Raw genomic sequence first — 15115 nt, forward strand, 5'->3', positions numbered from 1 at the left:
CCTCGGCTAAATATCTGGATGCCTTGCACAAGCAGGGCTATGCCCCGATCAATACCCACGAGTTGCCCCACCTGCGGCTGATTTGCAGCACGGGCTCAGTGCTCTCCCCTGAGGGATTCGACTACGTCTACCAACAGATAAAACAGGATGTGCAACTCAGCTCCATCTCCGGCGGCACCGATATCTGCTCCTGCTTCGTCATCGGCAACCCCATCAGCCCCGTCTATCGTGGTGAGAGCCAGGGGCGCGGCCTGGGACTGGCGGTACAGGTATTCAACGACGCGGGCCAGCCGGTGCAGGGGGAGAAGGGCGAGCTGGTCTGCACCAAGCCCTTCCCGGCCCAACCTGTCGGTTTCTGGGGCGACGAGAACGGCGACAAGTACCACGCCGCCTACTTCGAGCGGTTCGACAACATCTGGTGCCACGGGGACTGGATAGAGCTGACCCCGACCGGCGGCATCCTCTTCTACGGCCGATCCGATGCCACCCTCAACCCGGGGGGCGTAAGGATAGGTACCAGCGAGATCTACCGTTATGTAGAACAGCTCGATGAAATAGAGGAGAGCATCGTCATCGGCCAGCAGTGGCAGCAGGACGAACGGGTAGTGCTCTTCGTCAAACTCAAGCCCGGCATGAAACTGGACGAATCGCTGTGCGAACGTATTCGCCAGCAGGTGCGACAGCACTGCACCGCCCGCCATGTCCCCGCCCGCATCCTGCAGGTCGATGCCATTCCCCGTACCAAGTCCGGTAAGATAGTCGAACTGGCTGTGCGAGAAGTGGTGCACAACAGACCCGTCAACAACACCCATGCCCTGGCCGATCCCGATGTCTTGAATCAGTATCGCAACCGGTCTGAGCTAGCCTGCTAGTGGCCTCGGCATTCATTGTTCAGCCAGAAGCACAAGGGGCTGAGTCCATACCGAAATTGGCCGATTAGCCAGGTCTTCCTGCCCGGTTTCTCCCTAGCGGCGCCTTCATGGCGCCGCTTTTTTTGCCTAACTTAGAGCCGGATCACGGCCAAGAGCTTTTACTCAAAGACTGTTAAACAAATGTTTTAAATAGGTGTTGAAATTGTCACCCTTTGGATCAATAGTGAGCCTCGCCCCCTGCTGGGGAGAAAGGAGCCAAGCCCCCCACCGCGTGGGAACAAGGAGACACTCTCATGATCTACCAAGGCGAAACCCTGTCGGTCAGCTACCTCGAACACGGCATTGCCGAACTGAGGTTCGATGCCCCGGGTTCAGTCAACAAGCTGGATCGCGCCACCCTGCTCTCACTGAGCGAAGCGATAGCCGCATTAAAACAAGAACGTGAACTAAAAGGTCTGATCCTCACCTCTGGCAAAGACGCCTTCATCGTCGGCGCCGACATCACCGAATTTCTGGAACTGTTTGATCTGCCGCAAGAAGACTTGCTCGGCTGGCTGAAAAAGGCCAACGACATCTTCAGCGCCATCGAAGATCTGCCGGTGCCAACCCTCTCTGCCATCAAGGGCCATGCCCTGGGCGGCGGCTGCGAGACCATACTCGCCACCGATTTTCGTCTGGCCGACACCAGCGCCAAGATTGGCCTGCCCGAGACCAAACTCGGCATCATGCCGGGCTTTGGCGGCACAGTTCGTCTGCCGCGCCTCATCGGTGCGGACAACGCGCTGGAGTGGATCACCACCGGCAAGGATTACCGCGCCGATGATGCCCTGAAAGTAGGTGCCGTCGATGCCGTGGTCGCCCCCGAGGCACTGCACAGCGCCGCCCTGCAGATGATGAGAGATGCCATCGCGGGCAAGCTGGACTGGCAAGGCCGCCGCGCCGCCAAGACCGCCCCGCTGCGCCTCTCCAAGCTGGAAGCCATGATGAGCTTCAGCACCGCCGCCGGCATGGTTGCCGCCGTGGCAGGCAAGCACTATCCGGCCCCCATGACCGCAGTCAAAACCGTCGAGGCCGCCGCCGGCATGAGCCGTGACGAGGCCTTGGTGGTCGAGGCACAAGGATTTATCAAGCTGGCCAAGACCGACGTCGCCAAGGCGCTGGTCGGCATCTTCCTCAACGATCAGCACATCAAGGCACTGGCCAAGAAGGCCGCCAAGCAGGCGAACAAGGCCACCGGCCATGCCGCCGTACTGGGTGCCGGCATCATGGGGGGCGGCATCGCCTACCAGTCCGCCAGCAAGGGTATCCCGGCGGTGATGAAGGACATCAACGAGAAGGCGCTGGCGCTGGGCATGGGCGAAGCCACCAAGCTGCTCAACGGCCAGCTAGAAAAGGGCCGCATCGATGGCATCAAGATGGGCCAGGTGCTCTCCGCCATCACCCCGACCCTGAGCTATGACAACGTCAAGCATGTGGATCTGGTGGTCGAAGCCGTGGTCGAGAACCCCAAGGTGAAGGCCGCCGTGCTGGGCGAAGTAGAAGGGATCATCGGTGACGACGCCGTGCTCGCCAGCAACACCTCCACCATTCCCATCACCCTGCTGGCCAAGGGGCTGAAACGCCCAGAGAATTTCTGTGGCATGCACTTCTTCAACCCTGTGCACCGCATGCCTCTGGTGGAGATCATCCGCGGCGAGCAGACGTCAGACGACACCATCAACCGCGTGGTGGCCTACGCCGCCGCCATGGGCAAGTCGCCGGTGGTGGTCAACGACTGCCCTGGCTTCTTCGTCAACCGGGTGCTGTTCCCCTACTTCTTCGGCTTCAACAAGCTGGTTGCCGATGGCGCCGACTTCGCTGCGGTCGACAAGGTGATGGAGAAGGAGTTTGGCTGGCCGATGGGCCCCGCCTACCTGCTGGACGTGGTCGGCATCGACACAGGTCACCATGCCGGTGACGTCATGGCACAGGGCTTCCCGGCTCGCATGAGCAAGGAAGGTCGCACCGCCATCGACGTGATGTACGACGCCAGCCGCTTCGGTCAGAAGAATGGCAAGGGCTTCTACGCCTACGAGCAGGACAAGAAGGGCAAGCCGAAGAAGGTGGCCGATGTGGCCGCTTACGAGCTGCTGGCCCCCATCGCCAAGCCGAAACAGGATTTCGACAAGGACGCCATCATTGCCCGCATGATGATCCCCATGATCAACGAGGTGGTGCTCTGCCTGGAAGAGGGCATAGTCGCCACCCCGGCGGAAGCCGACATCGCACTGGTCTACGGTCTGGGCTTCCCTCCCTTCCGCGGCGGCGTGTTCCGCTATCTGGACACCATAGGTCTGGACGCTTACGTGGCCCAAGCCGACCAGTATGCCGACTTGGGCCCGCTCTACCGCGTCAGCGACAAGCTGCGTGACATGGCCGCCCAGGGCAAAACCTTCTACTGATTGCGCAAAGGAGATCCATTCATGAAAGACGTAGTCATTGTCGACTGTATCCGGACCCCCATGGGCCGATCCAAAGGCGGGGCCTTTCGCAACGTGCGGGCAGAAGATCTCTCCGCGCACCTGATGAGCTCCATCCTGCTGCGCAACCCCAACCTCGACCCGAACGAGATTGAGGATATCTACTGGGGCTGCGTGCAGCAGACCCTGGAGCAGGGATTCAACATCGCCCGCAACGCCGCCCTGCTGGCGGGGATCCCCAAGCAGGTAGGTGCTGTCACCGTCAACCGCCTGTGTGGCTCAAGCATGCAGGCGCTGCATGATGCTTCCCGTGCCATCCAGGTGGGTGACGGGGACATCTTCATCATCGGCGGCGTCGAGCACATGGGCCATGTGCCCATGAGCCACGGGGTCGACTTCCACCCCGGCATGGCCAAGACCGTGGCCAAGGCCTCCGGCATGATGGGGCTGACCGCCGAGATGCTGGGCAAGCTGCACGGCATCAGCCGAGCGCAGCAGGACGAGTTTGCCGCCCGCTCCCACCGCCGCGCCTATGCCGCGACCGTGGAAGGCCGTTTTGCCAAGGAGATAGTCGGGCTGGAAGGCCATGACGCCAGCGGTGCCCGCTTCTTCTACGACTACGACGAAGTGATCCGCCCGGAAACCACAGTCGATGTCTTGAGCCAGCTTCGCCCGGTATTCGACCCGGTCAACGGTACCGTCACCGCGGGCACCTCTTCGGCCCTGTCCGACGGTGCTTCCGCCATGCTGCTGATGAGTGCGGATCGCGCCAAGGCGCTGGGCCTGACCCCCCGCGCCCGGGTACGCGCCATGGCAGTCGCTGGTTGCGACGCCGCCATCATGGGTTATGGCCCTGTGCCTGCCACTCAGAAGGCGCTCAAGCGCGCCGGTCTGACCATGGCAGACATCGACCTGGTCGAGTTGAACGAGGCATTTGCCGCCCAGTCCCTGCCCTGTGCCAAGGATCTGGGGTTGCTGGAGGTGATGGACGAGAAGGTCAACCTGAACGGCGGCGCCATCGCCCTGGGTCACCCGCTGGGCTGCTCCGGCGCTCGCATCTCTACCACCCTCATCAATCTGATGGAGGAGAAGGATGCCACCCTGGGTCTGGCCACCATGTGTATCGGTCTAGGTCAGGGCATCGCCACCGTATTCGAGCGAGTGTGATTTAAACGCCCGGGCTTTTTCGGGTTCCATGAGTAAGTAGCGTCCGGCGGCGCCATCACACGGGATGGCACCCAGCAGTCGGAACCATGCGCTTGGCCGTCCCGTTTGGGTCGGCCTTTTTTCGTTTATTGCGACAAAACGGTGGCGATAATGCCCCTAACCTCACATTAGATAGGGGGTTTGCTTGCTTTTTGCTCCCCCGACAGGTTCAATCTGCACAAAAAAATGGGTGGATGCACATACATATGTCAACGAGCAAACAACTGCTGATCGTCGATGACGACCAAGAGATCCGCGAACTGCTCAACGAATACCTGACCCGGGCCGGCTTTCAGGTGTTGATGGCGGCGGAGGGCAACGAGATGCGCCAGCAGCTCAGTCGTCACAACCCTGATCTCATCATACTGGACATCATGATGCCCGGTGATGACGGCTTTACCCTCTGCCAGCAGATCCGCCGCGACTCCCAGGTGCCCATCATCATGCTGACCGCAGCCTCCGACGAGGCGGATCGGGTGATCGGCCTCGAACTCGGTGCCGACGACTACATCGCCAAGCCGTTCAGCCCCCGCGAGCTGCAAGCCCGCATCAAGGCACTGCTGCGCCGCGCCGAATTCCGCCAGCCGGAAAAAGAGAAAGAACCGAGCCGCCGTTTGCAGTTCGCCGAGTGGACCCTGGATACCCTCAGCCACCAGCTGACCCATGGAGATGGCAGCCTGCTGGACCTTTCCGGCAGCGATTTCGTGTTGCTCAACATGTTTTTGCAGCAGCCGGGCCAAGTGCTCGACAGAGATACCATCTCCGATGCCACCCGTGGCCGCGAGAGTCTGCCCATGGAGCGCGGTATCGACGTGCAGATCAGCCGTCTGCGCCAGAAGCTGGGTGACAACGGCAAGAGCCCGCGCATCATCAAGACCATACGCGGCAGCGGTTACATGCTGATCGCCGAAGTACACGAGCTGCCATGAGGGGAGCCGTGGCCCCTGCGCCGCGATCAGCCGGGACGGCAGATCGCGCGTCTCTTGGAATGACGTCATGATGGGCCAACTCTGGCGGGTGCTGGTGCCCCGCTCCCTGCTGTCGCGCATGCTGCTGCTGTTGCTGCTCGCCATACTGCTCTCCCAGACCATACTCACCGGGATCTGGATGCAACAGATCCAGAAGCGGGAGCTGGAAGGCATGCTCAGCACCACCCGCAACCTGGCGCTGTCGGCCGCCTCCACGGTCAACTTCTTCAAGTCCCTGCCCCTGCAATATCGCCATATCGCCCTGGATCAGCTGCGCAACATGGGGGGCAGCCGCTTCTTCGTCTCATTGAACGAAGAGGAAATAAAGATCAGCGCCATCCCGGACAGCGAGCGCAAGACGCTGGTATTGAACGAGGTGCAGGGGGTGCTCAATCGCAAGCTCTCCGATGCCATGGTGATCAAGGTGGATTTCTCCCGTCCCGACGATCTCCATGTGTTCAACAACGATACCCTGCTGGCAGACCTGCCCTCCTCCTGGGCCCGCTACACCCTCTCCCTGGAACCCATCAACCCCCCGGTGCTGGTAACCCAGATAGAGATAGAACCAGGAGAGTGGCTCTATCTGGCCGCTCTGTTGCCCGCCCCCTACATGACGCTCGACGATACGGTGATGCCGAGCAACCAGGTGCGCTTCATCGCCCTGATGACGGTCTTCCTCTGCTTCTTCACCTTCTTGCTGGTACGCTGGCAGACGCGGCCCCTGCGCCGTCTCGCCAAGGCGGCGGTCAACCTCGGCAAGGACATCGATCAGCCCCAGCTCAAGGAGGAAGGTGCCTCCGAGATAGTGGCGGCCACCCGCGCCTTCAACATCATGCAACACCGTATCCGCCGCTACATCGATGACAGAGAGCGACTGTTCAGCTCCATCTCCCACGATCTCAAGACCCCCATCACCCGGCTTCGGCTGCGGGTCGAACTGCTCGATGACGAAACCCAGATCGCCAAGTTCAGCAAGGACCTGGACGAGCTGGAGTTGATGGTGAAGGGGGCGCTGCAGACGGTGAAAGAGACGGACATTCACGAAAACATCGAACTCATCGACGTCAACGCCATGCTGGAGCAGATGGCCGAGGCCATGAATCTGCATGATGAACGGCTCATCATAGAGGGTCAGTGCAAGTGGCCCTATCGGGGCAAGTCCCTCGCTCTCAAGCGTTGCATCGGCAACCTGGTGGACAACGGCATCAGATACGGCCAACAGGTACGCATCATCGTCATGGATGACGAGGAGATGCTGATCCTCTTCATCCTGGACCAGGGCCCGGGCCTGCCGGACGATCAGTTCGAGCGTATCTTCGAACCCTATGTCCGGCTCAGTCAGGATCAGGCTGGAACGGGCTTGGGGCTGGGTATCGCCCGTAACATAGCCCACGCCCACGGCGGCGATCTGGTGCTGGAAAATCGTCCCCAGGGCGGCCTGCAGGCCACCCTCTCCCTACCAAGGCAATGATCCCATGAAGTGGCTCTCTCTCTCTCTGTTCACCCTGGTGTCCCTGCCAGCACTCGCCTCTCAGGTCGAGGTATTGCACTGGTGGACCTCAGGTGGCGAGGCCAAGGCGGTGACTGAACTCAAATCCGAGTGGGCGGCCCTTGGCAATCAATGGAATGACTTCGCCGTCCAGGGTGGCGGCGGCAAGAGCGCCATGACGGTATTAAAGAGCAGAGCCCTGGCCGCCAACCCGCCGGAGGCGGCGCATCTCAAGGGTTATGAGCTCAAGGAGTGGGCCGGGCTCGGTTTCCTGCGCGATCTCAGCCCCATGGCCGAGCACCTCGGTTGGTATCCCCAACTCCCCCCCATGGTGCGCGAGACCCTGAGTCAGAACGGCGCCTTGATGGCGGTGCCAACCGGCATCCACCGCGTCAACTGGCTGTGGATCAACCGAAAGGTGTTCGAGCGCCTCGAGCTGGCGCCACCGACCGACTGGAACCAGTTCGTGGGGGTGGCCGAGCAACTCAAGGCGCAAGGCATCACGCCGCTGGCCATTGGCAACGAAGGTTGGCAACTGACAGTGCTGTTCGAGGCGGTGGCGCTGGGCGAAGGCGGGGTGGATTTCTATCGCAAGGCCTTCCTCAAACAGGATGAGGCGACCCTGACCGGCCCTGACATGGTGCGGGTACTGTCGCGCTTCCACCAGTTGCGCGCCTATGTGCCACACCGTTTTACCGGCCTGAAATGGCACCAGGCCACCAGCCAGCTGGAGACCGGCGAGGCCGCCATGCAGATCATGGGGGACTGGGTGAAGGGGGAGCTGAGCGCAGGCAACTACCGACCAGGGGAAGATATCGAATGTCTGCCGAGCCCCGGTAGTCAGGGACTGTTCAGTTACAACATAGATTCCATCGCCATGTTCAAGCAGCGGGATCCGGCCCAGACCCAGGCTCAGGGCGAGCTGGCCCGGCTGCTGATGACCCCGCACTTCCAGCAAGCCTTCAACCGGATCAAGGGCTCGATTCCGGCGCTGATCAATCCGGACATGAAGAGCTTCGATCGCTGCGCCATCAAGGCATATCGGGATTTCAAGATTGCGGAGCAGAAAGGAACCCTGCTGCCCAGCATGGCGGAGGGCATGGCCACTCCGACCAATACGCGCCAGGCCATCATGGATGTGCTGAGCAACTACTTCAACGATGGCCGGGCCAATGCCGAGCAGACTGCCCAGCACCTGGCCCGGGCGATCCGCTCGACGCGCTGAGGCGCCCGCAGACATAAACAAGGCGAGCCATGCTCGCCTTGGTCGATATACCCAGTAGGAGCTGAGTCAGAGGTCCTCTTCGTCATCCTCGTAGTAGTCGCTCAGCTCAATCCAGAGCCCCAGTCCGATCATCACCATGGCGCCAAACCAGGTGCCGGTATTTCCTATCGGGCTGCCCAGCACTATCATGGAAAACGCTAGGAACCCCATGGCCGCATAGGCCTGCAATCTGCCTTGTGACTGGATCATATTCATACCTCCTTGTTGAATATGGTGCATTTTTTATATTACTCGTCAGGCCACGGCAGCATAGAGTCAGGATGAACTTTGGTATCATCCACTGACATTAGCGCTGCAGGTTTGATTATTTTTTAGCCTTGGGTATCATTGGCAGCGAATTAGGTTGAAGGTTGATTATAGATGAGTGATTTATTCTGCGACGCAAACCATGAACTGGATGCAATCGGGCTTCGCTGCCCGGAACCCGTGATGATGGTGCGCAAGCGCGTCCGCACCATGGCTCAGGGTGAGACCCTGCTGGTCAGCGCCGACGACCCCTCCACCACCCGTGACATTCCCAGCTTCTGCCGCTTCATGGATCACACCCTGATCGCCAGCGAGACAGAACAGCTGCCCTATCGCTATCTGATCCGCAAAGGTTCATAAGCCCGCTTGCCTCTAGGAGCACCCTATGACGATTACCCGAATCGGCACCACGGCCCGTTGGTCTGATGTTGTCATCCACAACGGTACCCTCTACGTGGTGGAAGTCCCCGCCAGCGTCGAGGCCGACATCCACACCCAGACCCGCGAAGTGCTGGCCAGCCTCAAGCAGCTGCTGGAGGCCAACGGCTCCGGGGTCGACAAGATCCTGATGGCCAACATCTACCTCAAGGACATTGCCGACATTGCCGCCTTCAACGAGCAGTGGGATGCCTGGATCCCGGCTGGCACGGCGCCGGTGCGCGCCTGCGTCCAGGTCGAACTCGCCAACCCCGGCTACAGAGTCGAATTGCAGCTGACTGCCGCCGCCTGACCCGAGACGGAGTGCCTGCCACGCTACGTAAAAAACAAGGCCCCGCCAGATTGGCGGGGCCTTGTTTTTTTACTCTGCTCAGCCGAATGAAACCGGCAATGGCAATGCTGTCAGGCTGTCGGGGTCAGGGTGATGGTCACCCGACGGTTCTGGGCTTTGCCCTCTGCGGTGCTGTTGGTGGCGACCGGCTGATCCGGGCCCACACCGCTGGTAGTGATGCGGCTGCCGGTCACGCCTTGACCGATCAGCTGGGCGGCGACGGCATCGGCACGCTGGGCGGAGAGCTTCATGTTCAGCTCGCGGGAACCGGTACTGTCGGTGTGACCGACCACGTTCAGGCGGGTTTTGTCGAACTCGGCAACCACCATGGCCACGCCGGACAGGGTGTTGGCACCGGCGGCTTTGAGCTGGGCGCTGGCGCTGTCGAAGGTGACGTTGTTCGGCATGTTGAGGATCAGCTGATCACCGCTGCGGGTCACGCTGACGCCAGTGCCTTGCAGCTTCTCGCGCAGCTTGGCTTCCTGCACATCCATGTAGTAACCGATACCGCCACCCAGGGCGGCGCCAGCGGCCACGCCAGTCAGTATGCCCTTCTTGCGATCACCCTTGCTGGAGGAGAGCGCACCCACGGCGGCGCCCGTTGCGGCGCCAGCCAGCGCACCCCAGGCGCCCTTGGAGGTCTGGGATTCACCGGTATAGGGATTGGTGGTACAGCCGGTCATGACAACGGTCAGTACAAGCGCAGGAACAAGTTTCTTGAAATGCATGGTAAAAAACCTCTGAAAAAATGACTCAAGCCGAGCGGCCGCGCATTCTACCTCAGAGGGACGCCAGAGTGTGACGTGCTCATATCACCAATATGAACAAGGGGGCCTGAGCCCCCCTTCTATTGCCATCATGACAAGCTCAACCCGCCATTTGCATCCCCTGCCACCGACGGCGATGGCATCAGTATTTGATGTCACGGGCCTTGTCGCGCCCTTCCTGCTTGGCGTCACGGTGGTCCTGACGGCAATCGGCATTGCCGACCAGGCCTTCACGACACTCCTGCTTGGCATCGCGGGAGTCCTGGCGGGTATCCTGACGCATATCACGGGCTTCACGCCGCTCCTGAGCCTGCTTGGTGGCCTGGGCAGGCAGCGCAGTCAACAAGACTGTGGCGGCAAGCAGCATGAATACGGACTTCTTCATGATGACTCCTTAACTGAACGAAACGCACCGACTTGGCGTGTCTTGATTTTATACCCGAACCGGGATGGCAGCCGCTCGGGCGGCGCCTCCCGGTTGTTCATCGAAGCTCAACGTTCAGTGTTTGACGTCACGAGCCTTCTCGCGAATGTCCTGCTTCACCTCACGCTTGTCCTGACGACATTCGTAGTTGTCCTTCTGATCGTTCTCGCGGCAATCCTGCTTGACGTCGCGTACCTCGGGACGCACCTCCTGGCGCAGCTCGCGGGAGTCCTGACGATCGGTCGCCTGGGCAGGCAGCACGGAGCAAACGGCCAGGATCACACTGCCGATAACGAGTGGAAGAAATGAGTTCGGTGACATGGGGATACCCTAGTGATGAATACCCCAATTTTGAGCAGATCTTACTGTATGCCTGCTGTACCGGGCGGCGAAAAATGGCTGGCTACCCCTGCTGGCACCCGGCGTGACAGGGGCAGGTCACCAGATGATCGTTCACCATGCCCACAGCCTGCATAAAGGCGTAACAGATGGTGCTGCCGACAAAGGTGAAGCCGAGCTTCTTGAGCGCCTTGGCCATGGCGTCCGACTCTGGTGAGGTGGCCGGAATGTCGCCGTTGCCCTGCCGCTGGTTGACCATGGGGGCGCCGCCGACAAAGGCCCACAGGTAATCGGAAAAGTCGATCCCCTGCTCCTGCAACGCCAGATAGGCGCGGGCGTTTTTGATGATCGACTGCACCTTGAGCCGGTTGCGGATGATGCCTTTGTCCTGCATCAGCCGCGCCACATCCTGCTCGTCGAACTGCGCGATGCGTACCGGATCGAAGTCGGCATAGGCACGGTAGTAGCTGTCTGTGCGCTTGAGAATGGTGATCCAGGAGAGCCCCGCCTGCTGGCCATCGAGGCAGAGCTTGGCAAACAGTTCGATGGGATCCCGTACCGGTCTTCCCCACTGTTTGTCATGGTATTCAATGTATTCGGCATCCTTGGTGACCCAGGCGCAGCGCAGTTCCATTTATTGATCTCCCCTTGTTTTGTCCACTCCCCGGGCACGCCCGACCGGCATCTTCCCGCGCCTGCATCATGGGGTCAACCCTCCGGGCCAGCCAGGCCCGGCGCACTGCCACCCCATGAATCCACTGTAATTTCGCCTATTATCCGACCATGCCAGACGGTATACTCCTTCGGTTAACATTCAGCAAATCTTGCTCTGATTTCATTTCGCGCGAAGAACATTATGCAAAAATTCGATGTCAAAACCTTTCAGGGCCTGATCCTGCAGCTGCAGGACTATTGGGCTCGCCAGGGCTGTACCATTATTCAGCCGCTGGACATGGAAGTGGGTGCCGGTACCTCGCACCCCATGACCTGCCTGCGTGCCCTGGGTCCTGAGCCCATCGCCTGCGCCTACGTGCAACCGTCCCGCCGTCCGACCGACGGCCGCTACGGTGAAAACCCGAACCGCCTGCAGCATTATTACCAGTTCCAGGTGATCATCAAGCCTTCCCCCGACAACATCCAGGAACTCTATCTTGGCTCCCTCAAGGAGCTGGGTGTGGATCCAGAGGTGCATGACATTCGCTTCGTGGAAGACAACTGGGAAAACCCGACGCTGGGTGCCTGGGGTCTGGGCTGGGAAGTGTGGCTCAACGGCATGGAAGTGACCCAGTTCACCTACTTCCAGCAGGTTGGCGGCCTGGAGTGCAAGCCGGTCACCGGCGAGATCACCTACGGTCTCGAGCGTCTGGCCATGTACATCCAGGGCGTGGACAGCGTCTATGACCTGGTGTGGTCCGATGGCCCGCTGGGCAAGACCACCTATGGCGATGTCTTCCACCAGAACGAGGTGGAGCAGTCCACTTACAACTTCGAACACGCCGACGTGGAGTTCCTGTTCCACTGCTTCGAGCAGTACGAGAAAGAGGCCCAGCACCTGCTGGCCCTGGAAAAACCGCTGCCGCTGCCCGCTTATGAGCGCATTCTCAAAGCTGGTCACACCTTCAACCTGCTGGATGCCCGCAAGGCCATCTCGGTCACCGAGCGTCAGCGCTACATACTGCGCATTCGTACCCTGACCAAGGCCGTGGCCGAGGCGTACTACGCCTCCCGCGAAGCGCTGGGCTTCCCCATGTGCAAGCGCAGCGACGAAGAGAACAAGCAAGGTTAAGGAACGGACATGGCACAACATACATTTCTGGTAGAGATCGGCACCGCCGAGCTGCCGCCCAAGGCCCTGCGCTCCCTGGCCGAAGCCTTTGAAGGCAACCTCAAGAGCGAACTGACCAAGGCCGACCTGGCCTTCGGCGACGTCGAGTGGTTTGCCTCACCGCGCCGCCTGGCGCTGAAAGTGAGTGAGTTGGCCGGCGAGCAGCCGAGCAAGAGCGTCGAGAAGCGCGGCCCGGCCGTCTCCCAGGCGTTCGATGCCGACGGCAAGCCGACCAAGGCTGCTGAAGGCTGGGCTCGTGGCAACGGCATCACAGTTGCTCAAGCCGAGCGTCTGGTCACCGACAAGGGTGAATGGCTGGTTCACACCGCCAAGGTCGAAGGCCGTCCGGCGCGCGAGCTGCTGGGTGAGCTTGTAGCTTCATCTCTGGCCAAGCTGCCCATCCCGAAAATGATGCGCTGGGGCGACAAGACCATCCAGTTCGTGCGTCCGGTGTTCACCGTGACCCTGCTGCTGGATGGGGATCTGGTGCCCGCTCACATTCTGGGTATCGACTCCGCCCGCACCATTCGCGGTCACCGCTTTATGGGCGAGAGCGAGTTCACCATCGACAATGCCGACCAGTACCCGCAGATCCTGCTGGAAAAAGGCAAGGTAGTGGCCGACTTTATGGCCCGCAAGGCCAAGATCAAGGCTGACGTCGAAGCGGCCGCCGCCGCCTTCGGTGGCGTTGCCGATCTGGACGACGCCCTGCTCGAAGAGGTGACCGCCCTGGTCGAATGGCCTGTGGTGCTGACCGCCAACTTTGAAGAGAAGTTCCTGGCCGTGCCGGCTGAAGCGCTGGTTCACACCATGAAGGGTGACCAGAAGTACTTCCCGGTCTACGACAAGAGCGGCAAGCTGCTGCCCAAATTCATCTTCGTCACCAACATAGAGTCGAAAGACCCGAGCCAGATCATCAGCGGCAACGAGAAGGTGGTTCGCCCCCGTCTCTCCGACGCCGAGTTCTTCTTCAAGACCGACCTCAAGCAGACCCTGGCCTCCCGCCTGCCGCGCCTCGAAACCGTGCTGTTCCAGCAACAGCTCGGCACAGTCAAGGCCAAGGTCGAGCGTATCGAGACCGTCGCCGGCTTTATCGCCGAGCGGATCGGCGCCAACGTGGCTCAGGCCAAGCGTGCCGGCCTGCTCTCCAAGTGTGATCTCATGACCAACATGGTCGGCGAGTTCGCCAGCACCCAGGGTGTGATGGGGATGCATTACGCCCGCCACGATGGCGAAGACGAAGTGGTGGCCGTGGCCCTCAACGAGCAGTACATGCCGCGCTTCGCCGGTGATGCCCTGCCGTCCGCTCTGGAAGCCTGCGCCGTCGCGCTGGCCGACAAGCTCGACACCCTGGCCGGTATCTTCGGCATCGGCATGCTGCCCAAAGGCGACAAAGATCCCTTCGCCCTGCGCCGCGCCGCCATCGGTGCCCTGCGCATCATGACCGAGAAGCAGCTGGACCTGGATCTGGTTGAACTGGTGGAAGAAGCGGTTCGCGTCTACGAAGGCAAATTGACCAACAACACCGTCGTCACCGACGTGGTCGACTTTATGCTGGGCCGCTTCCGCGCCGCCTATCAGGACGAAGGCATAGGTGCCGACGTGGTGCTGGCCGTGCTGGCCCGCCGCCCGACCCGTCCTCGCGACTTCGACGCCCGCGTCAAGGCCGTCAGCCACTTCCGCACTCTGGATGCCGCACTGGCATTGGCTGCTGCCAACAAGCGCGTCAGCAACATCCTGGCCAAGGTGGAAGGCGAACTGCCGACCGCCGTCAAACCGGAACTGCTGGTCGACGCAGCCGAGCAGGCGCTGGCCACCCAGGTTGCTGCCCTGCAAGCCGAACTGGCGCCACTGTTCGCTGCCGGTGACTATCAGGCTGCCCTCACCCGTCTGGCCGCCCTGCAGGGGCCGGTCGACACCTTCTTCAACGAAGTCATGGTGATGGCCGACGACGAGGCCCTCAAGGCCAACCGTCTGGCACTGCTGAACAACCTGCGCAACCTGTTCCTGCAAGTCGCGGATATCTCCCTGCTGCAGTGATCCCGGTTGAGTGAGTGATATAAAAAACGGCGCAGATAGGCGCCGTTTTTTATTGAGTCCTTACCAATAATTTAATATTCACTAATAAAAAAGGCGGTTTAATGGTGAAGAAATAATTAATAGATCTACCTAATTGGTCCTCCAATGTGATGTAGAGTGCCAGTTAGTTGGTCTGAGTTGGTGTCTCCATGACAACTTCCATTGACTGGCTTTTAATCACTCTTAGGGGAATGAAATTCATAAAGAATCGTTTGAGGCATCCAAGGTCAATATAATCTCTAAGGACCTTTGTAAACTCTTGTATCTCAGAAAACTTATTTTTAAGGTGCCTATCATATTCGAGCCTTAGCCCTGTTAATTCCCACTCCTGCTCACCTTGGGAGGCTTTTCTAATCTCTATATCTAGCCTGGCTCTTTGTTCTAGGG

16 protein-coding genes are annotated in these 15115 nt (G+C 60.3%); 10 read left to right on the plus strand and 6 right to left on the minus strand.

Annotation, left to right across the window (positions count from 1 at the left end):
* From G113_RS13110 to G113_RS13135, 6 genes are all read left to right on the plus strand, one after another.
* The coding region (locus G113_RS13110; RefSeq protein ID WP_005903818.1) for an AMP-binding enzyme at positions 1–872 on the plus strand (872 nt) is incomplete at its 5' end.
* Between the two features lie 293 nt (positions 873–1165).
* Positions 1166–3313: a fatty acid oxidation complex subunit alpha FadB gene (gene fadB, locus G113_RS13115; RefSeq protein WP_005903820.1), complete on the plus strand. Its 2148-nt coding sequence runs from the start codon at positions 1166–1168 to the stop codon at positions 3311–3313.
* 21 nt (positions 3314–3334) lie between these two features.
* Positions 3335–4498 (plus strand): acetyl-CoA C-acyltransferase FadA, encoded by a 1164-nt coding sequence (fadA, locus tag G113_RS13120; protein WP_005903822.1) that lies wholly within the window; start codon positions 3335–3337, stop codon positions 4496–4498.
* A gap of 245 nt (positions 4499–4743) precedes the next feature.
* Entirely contained in the window at positions 4744–5466 is a 723-nt protein-coding gene (locus tag G113_RS13125) for a response regulator (RefSeq protein ID WP_005903824.1), read from the plus strand.
* A gap of 67 nt (positions 5467–5533) precedes the next feature.
* Positions 5534–6976, plus strand: coding sequence for an ATP-binding protein (locus G113_RS13130; RefSeq protein WP_005903826.1), 1443 nt, complete (start codon positions 5534–5536; stop codon positions 6974–6976).
* Between the two features lie 4 nt (positions 6977–6980).
* The gene (locus tag G113_RS13135; protein ID WP_005903827.1) at positions 6981–8219 is read left to right on the plus strand and encodes an ABC transporter substrate-binding protein; all 1239 of its coding nucleotides are present in this window, start codon (positions 6981–6983) and stop codon (positions 8217–8219) included.
* 66 nt (positions 8220–8285) lie between these two features.
* Here G113_RS13135 and G113_RS13140 read toward each other — a convergent pair whose 3' ends face one another.
* The gene (locus G113_RS13140; RefSeq protein ID WP_005903828.1) at positions 8286–8468 is read right to left on the minus strand and encodes a hypothetical protein; all 183 of its coding nucleotides are present in this window, start codon (positions 8466–8468) and stop codon (positions 8286–8288) included.
* Positions 8469–8639: 171 nt separating this feature from the next.
* On the opposite strand from G113_RS13140, the gene tusA reads away from it, so the two are divergent.
* Both tusA and G113_RS13150 read left to right on the plus strand, forming a co-directional pair.
* On the plus strand, positions 8640–8885 hold the full coding sequence (tusA, locus tag G113_RS13145) for a sulfurtransferase TusA (RefSeq protein WP_005903830.1): 246 nt from the start codon (positions 8640–8642) through the stop codon (positions 8883–8885).
* Positions 8886–8910: 25 nt separating this feature from the next.
* Entirely contained in the window at positions 8911–9255 is a 345-nt protein-coding gene (locus G113_RS13150) for a RidA family protein (RefSeq protein ID WP_005903831.1), read from the plus strand.
* A gap of 110 nt (positions 9256–9365) precedes the next feature.
* Here the strand turns inward: G113_RS13150 and G113_RS13155 are convergent, their stop codons facing one another.
* From G113_RS13155 to G113_RS13170, 4 genes are all read right to left on the minus strand, one after another.
* On the minus strand, positions 9366–10022 hold the full coding sequence (locus G113_RS13155; protein WP_005903832.1) for an OmpA family lipoprotein: 657 nt from the start codon (positions 10020–10022) through the stop codon (positions 9366–9368).
* A 181-nt stretch (positions 10023–10203) separates the two neighbouring features.
* Positions 10204–10446 carry a hypothetical protein gene (locus G113_RS13160; RefSeq protein ID WP_005903833.1) on the minus strand — a complete coding sequence of 81 codons (243 nt, stop codon included), beginning with the start codon at positions 10444–10446 and terminating at the stop codon, positions 10204–10206.
* Between the two features lie 114 nt (positions 10447–10560).
* Positions 10561–10806: a hypothetical protein gene (locus G113_RS13165; RefSeq protein ID WP_040319215.1), complete on the minus strand. Its 246-nt coding sequence runs from the start codon at positions 10804–10806 to the stop codon at positions 10561–10563.
* An 82-nt stretch (positions 10807–10888) separates the two neighbouring features.
* Positions 10889–11458 carry a DNA-3-methyladenine glycosylase I gene (locus G113_RS13170; protein ID WP_005903837.1) on the minus strand — a complete coding sequence of 190 codons (570 nt, stop codon included), beginning with the start codon at positions 11456–11458 and terminating at the stop codon, positions 10889–10891.
* A gap of 222 nt (positions 11459–11680) precedes the next feature.
* On the opposite strand from G113_RS13170, the gene glyQ reads away from it, so the two are divergent.
* Entirely contained in the window at positions 11681–12610 is a 930-nt protein-coding gene (gene glyQ, locus G113_RS13175; RefSeq protein ID WP_005903839.1) for a glycine--tRNA ligase subunit alpha, read from the plus strand.
* Positions 12611–12619: 9 nt separating this feature from the next.
* A complete protein-coding gene (glyS, locus tag G113_RS13180; protein WP_005903841.1) occupies positions 12620–14689 on the plus strand; it encodes a glycine--tRNA ligase subunit beta in 2070 nt (689 codons plus the stop codon).
* 163 nt (positions 14690–14852) lie between these two features.
* Here the strand turns inward: glyS and G113_RS21825 are convergent.
* Positions 14853–15115 (minus strand): hypothetical protein (locus G113_RS21825; RefSeq protein ID WP_005903843.1); only part of this gene is annotated, 263 nt, incomplete at its 5' end.

The organism is Aeromonas molluscorum 848 (assembly GCF_000388115.1).
Lineage (GTDB): Bacteria > Pseudomonadota > Gammaproteobacteria > Enterobacterales > Aeromonadaceae > Aeromonas > Aeromonas molluscorum.

Excerpts from the sequence above, each read along its gene's own strand:
- glyS (WP_005903841.1), top strand. The coding sequence starts at position 12,620 with ATGGCACAACATACATTTCTGGTAGAGATCGGCACCGCCGAGCTGCCG.
- G113_RS13125 (WP_005903824.1), top strand. The coding sequence starts at position 4,744 with ATGTCAACGAGCAAACAACTGCTGATCGTCGATGACGACCAAGAGATC.
- G113_RS13130 (WP_005903826.1), top strand. The coding sequence starts at position 5,534 with ATGATGGGCCAACTCTGGCGGGTGCTGGTGCCCCGCTCCCTGCTGTCG.
- G113_RS13160 (WP_005903833.1), bottom strand. The coding sequence starts at position 10,446 with ATGAAGAAGTCCGTATTCATGCTGCTTGCCGCCACAGTCTTGTTGACT.
- G113_RS13135 (WP_005903827.1), top strand. The coding sequence starts at position 6,981 with ATGAAGTGGCTCTCTCTCTCTCTGTTCACCCTGGTGTCCCTGCCAGCA.
- fadA (WP_005903822.1), top strand. The coding sequence starts at position 3,335 with ATGAAAGACGTAGTCATTGTCGACTGTATCCGGACCCCCATGGGCCGA.
- G113_RS13155 (WP_005903832.1), bottom strand. The coding sequence starts at position 10,022 with ATGCATTTCAAGAAACTTGTTCCTGCGCTTGTACTGACCGTTGTCATG.
- fadB (WP_005903820.1), top strand. The coding sequence starts at position 1,166 with ATGATCTACCAAGGCGAAACCCTGTCGGTCAGCTACCTCGAACACGGC.
- glyQ (WP_005903839.1), top strand. The coding sequence starts at position 11,681 with ATGCAAAAATTCGATGTCAAAACCTTTCAGGGCCTGATCCTGCAGCTG.
- G113_RS13170 (WP_005903837.1), bottom strand. The coding sequence starts at position 11,458 with ATGGAACTGCGCTGCGCCTGGGTCACCAAGGATGCCGAATACATTGAA.
- G113_RS13140 (WP_005903828.1), bottom strand. The coding sequence starts at position 8,468 with ATGATCCAGTCACAAGGCAGATTGCAGGCCTATGCGGCCATGGGGTTC.
- G113_RS13150 (WP_005903831.1), top strand. The coding sequence starts at position 8,911 with ATGACGATTACCCGAATCGGCACCACGGCCCGTTGGTCTGATGTTGTC.
- tusA (WP_005903830.1), top strand. The coding sequence starts at position 8,640 with ATGAGTGATTTATTCTGCGACGCAAACCATGAACTGGATGCAATCGGG.
- G113_RS13165 (WP_040319215.1), bottom strand. The coding sequence starts at position 10,806 with ATGTCACCGAACTCATTTCTTCCACTCGTTATCGGCAGTGTGATCCTG.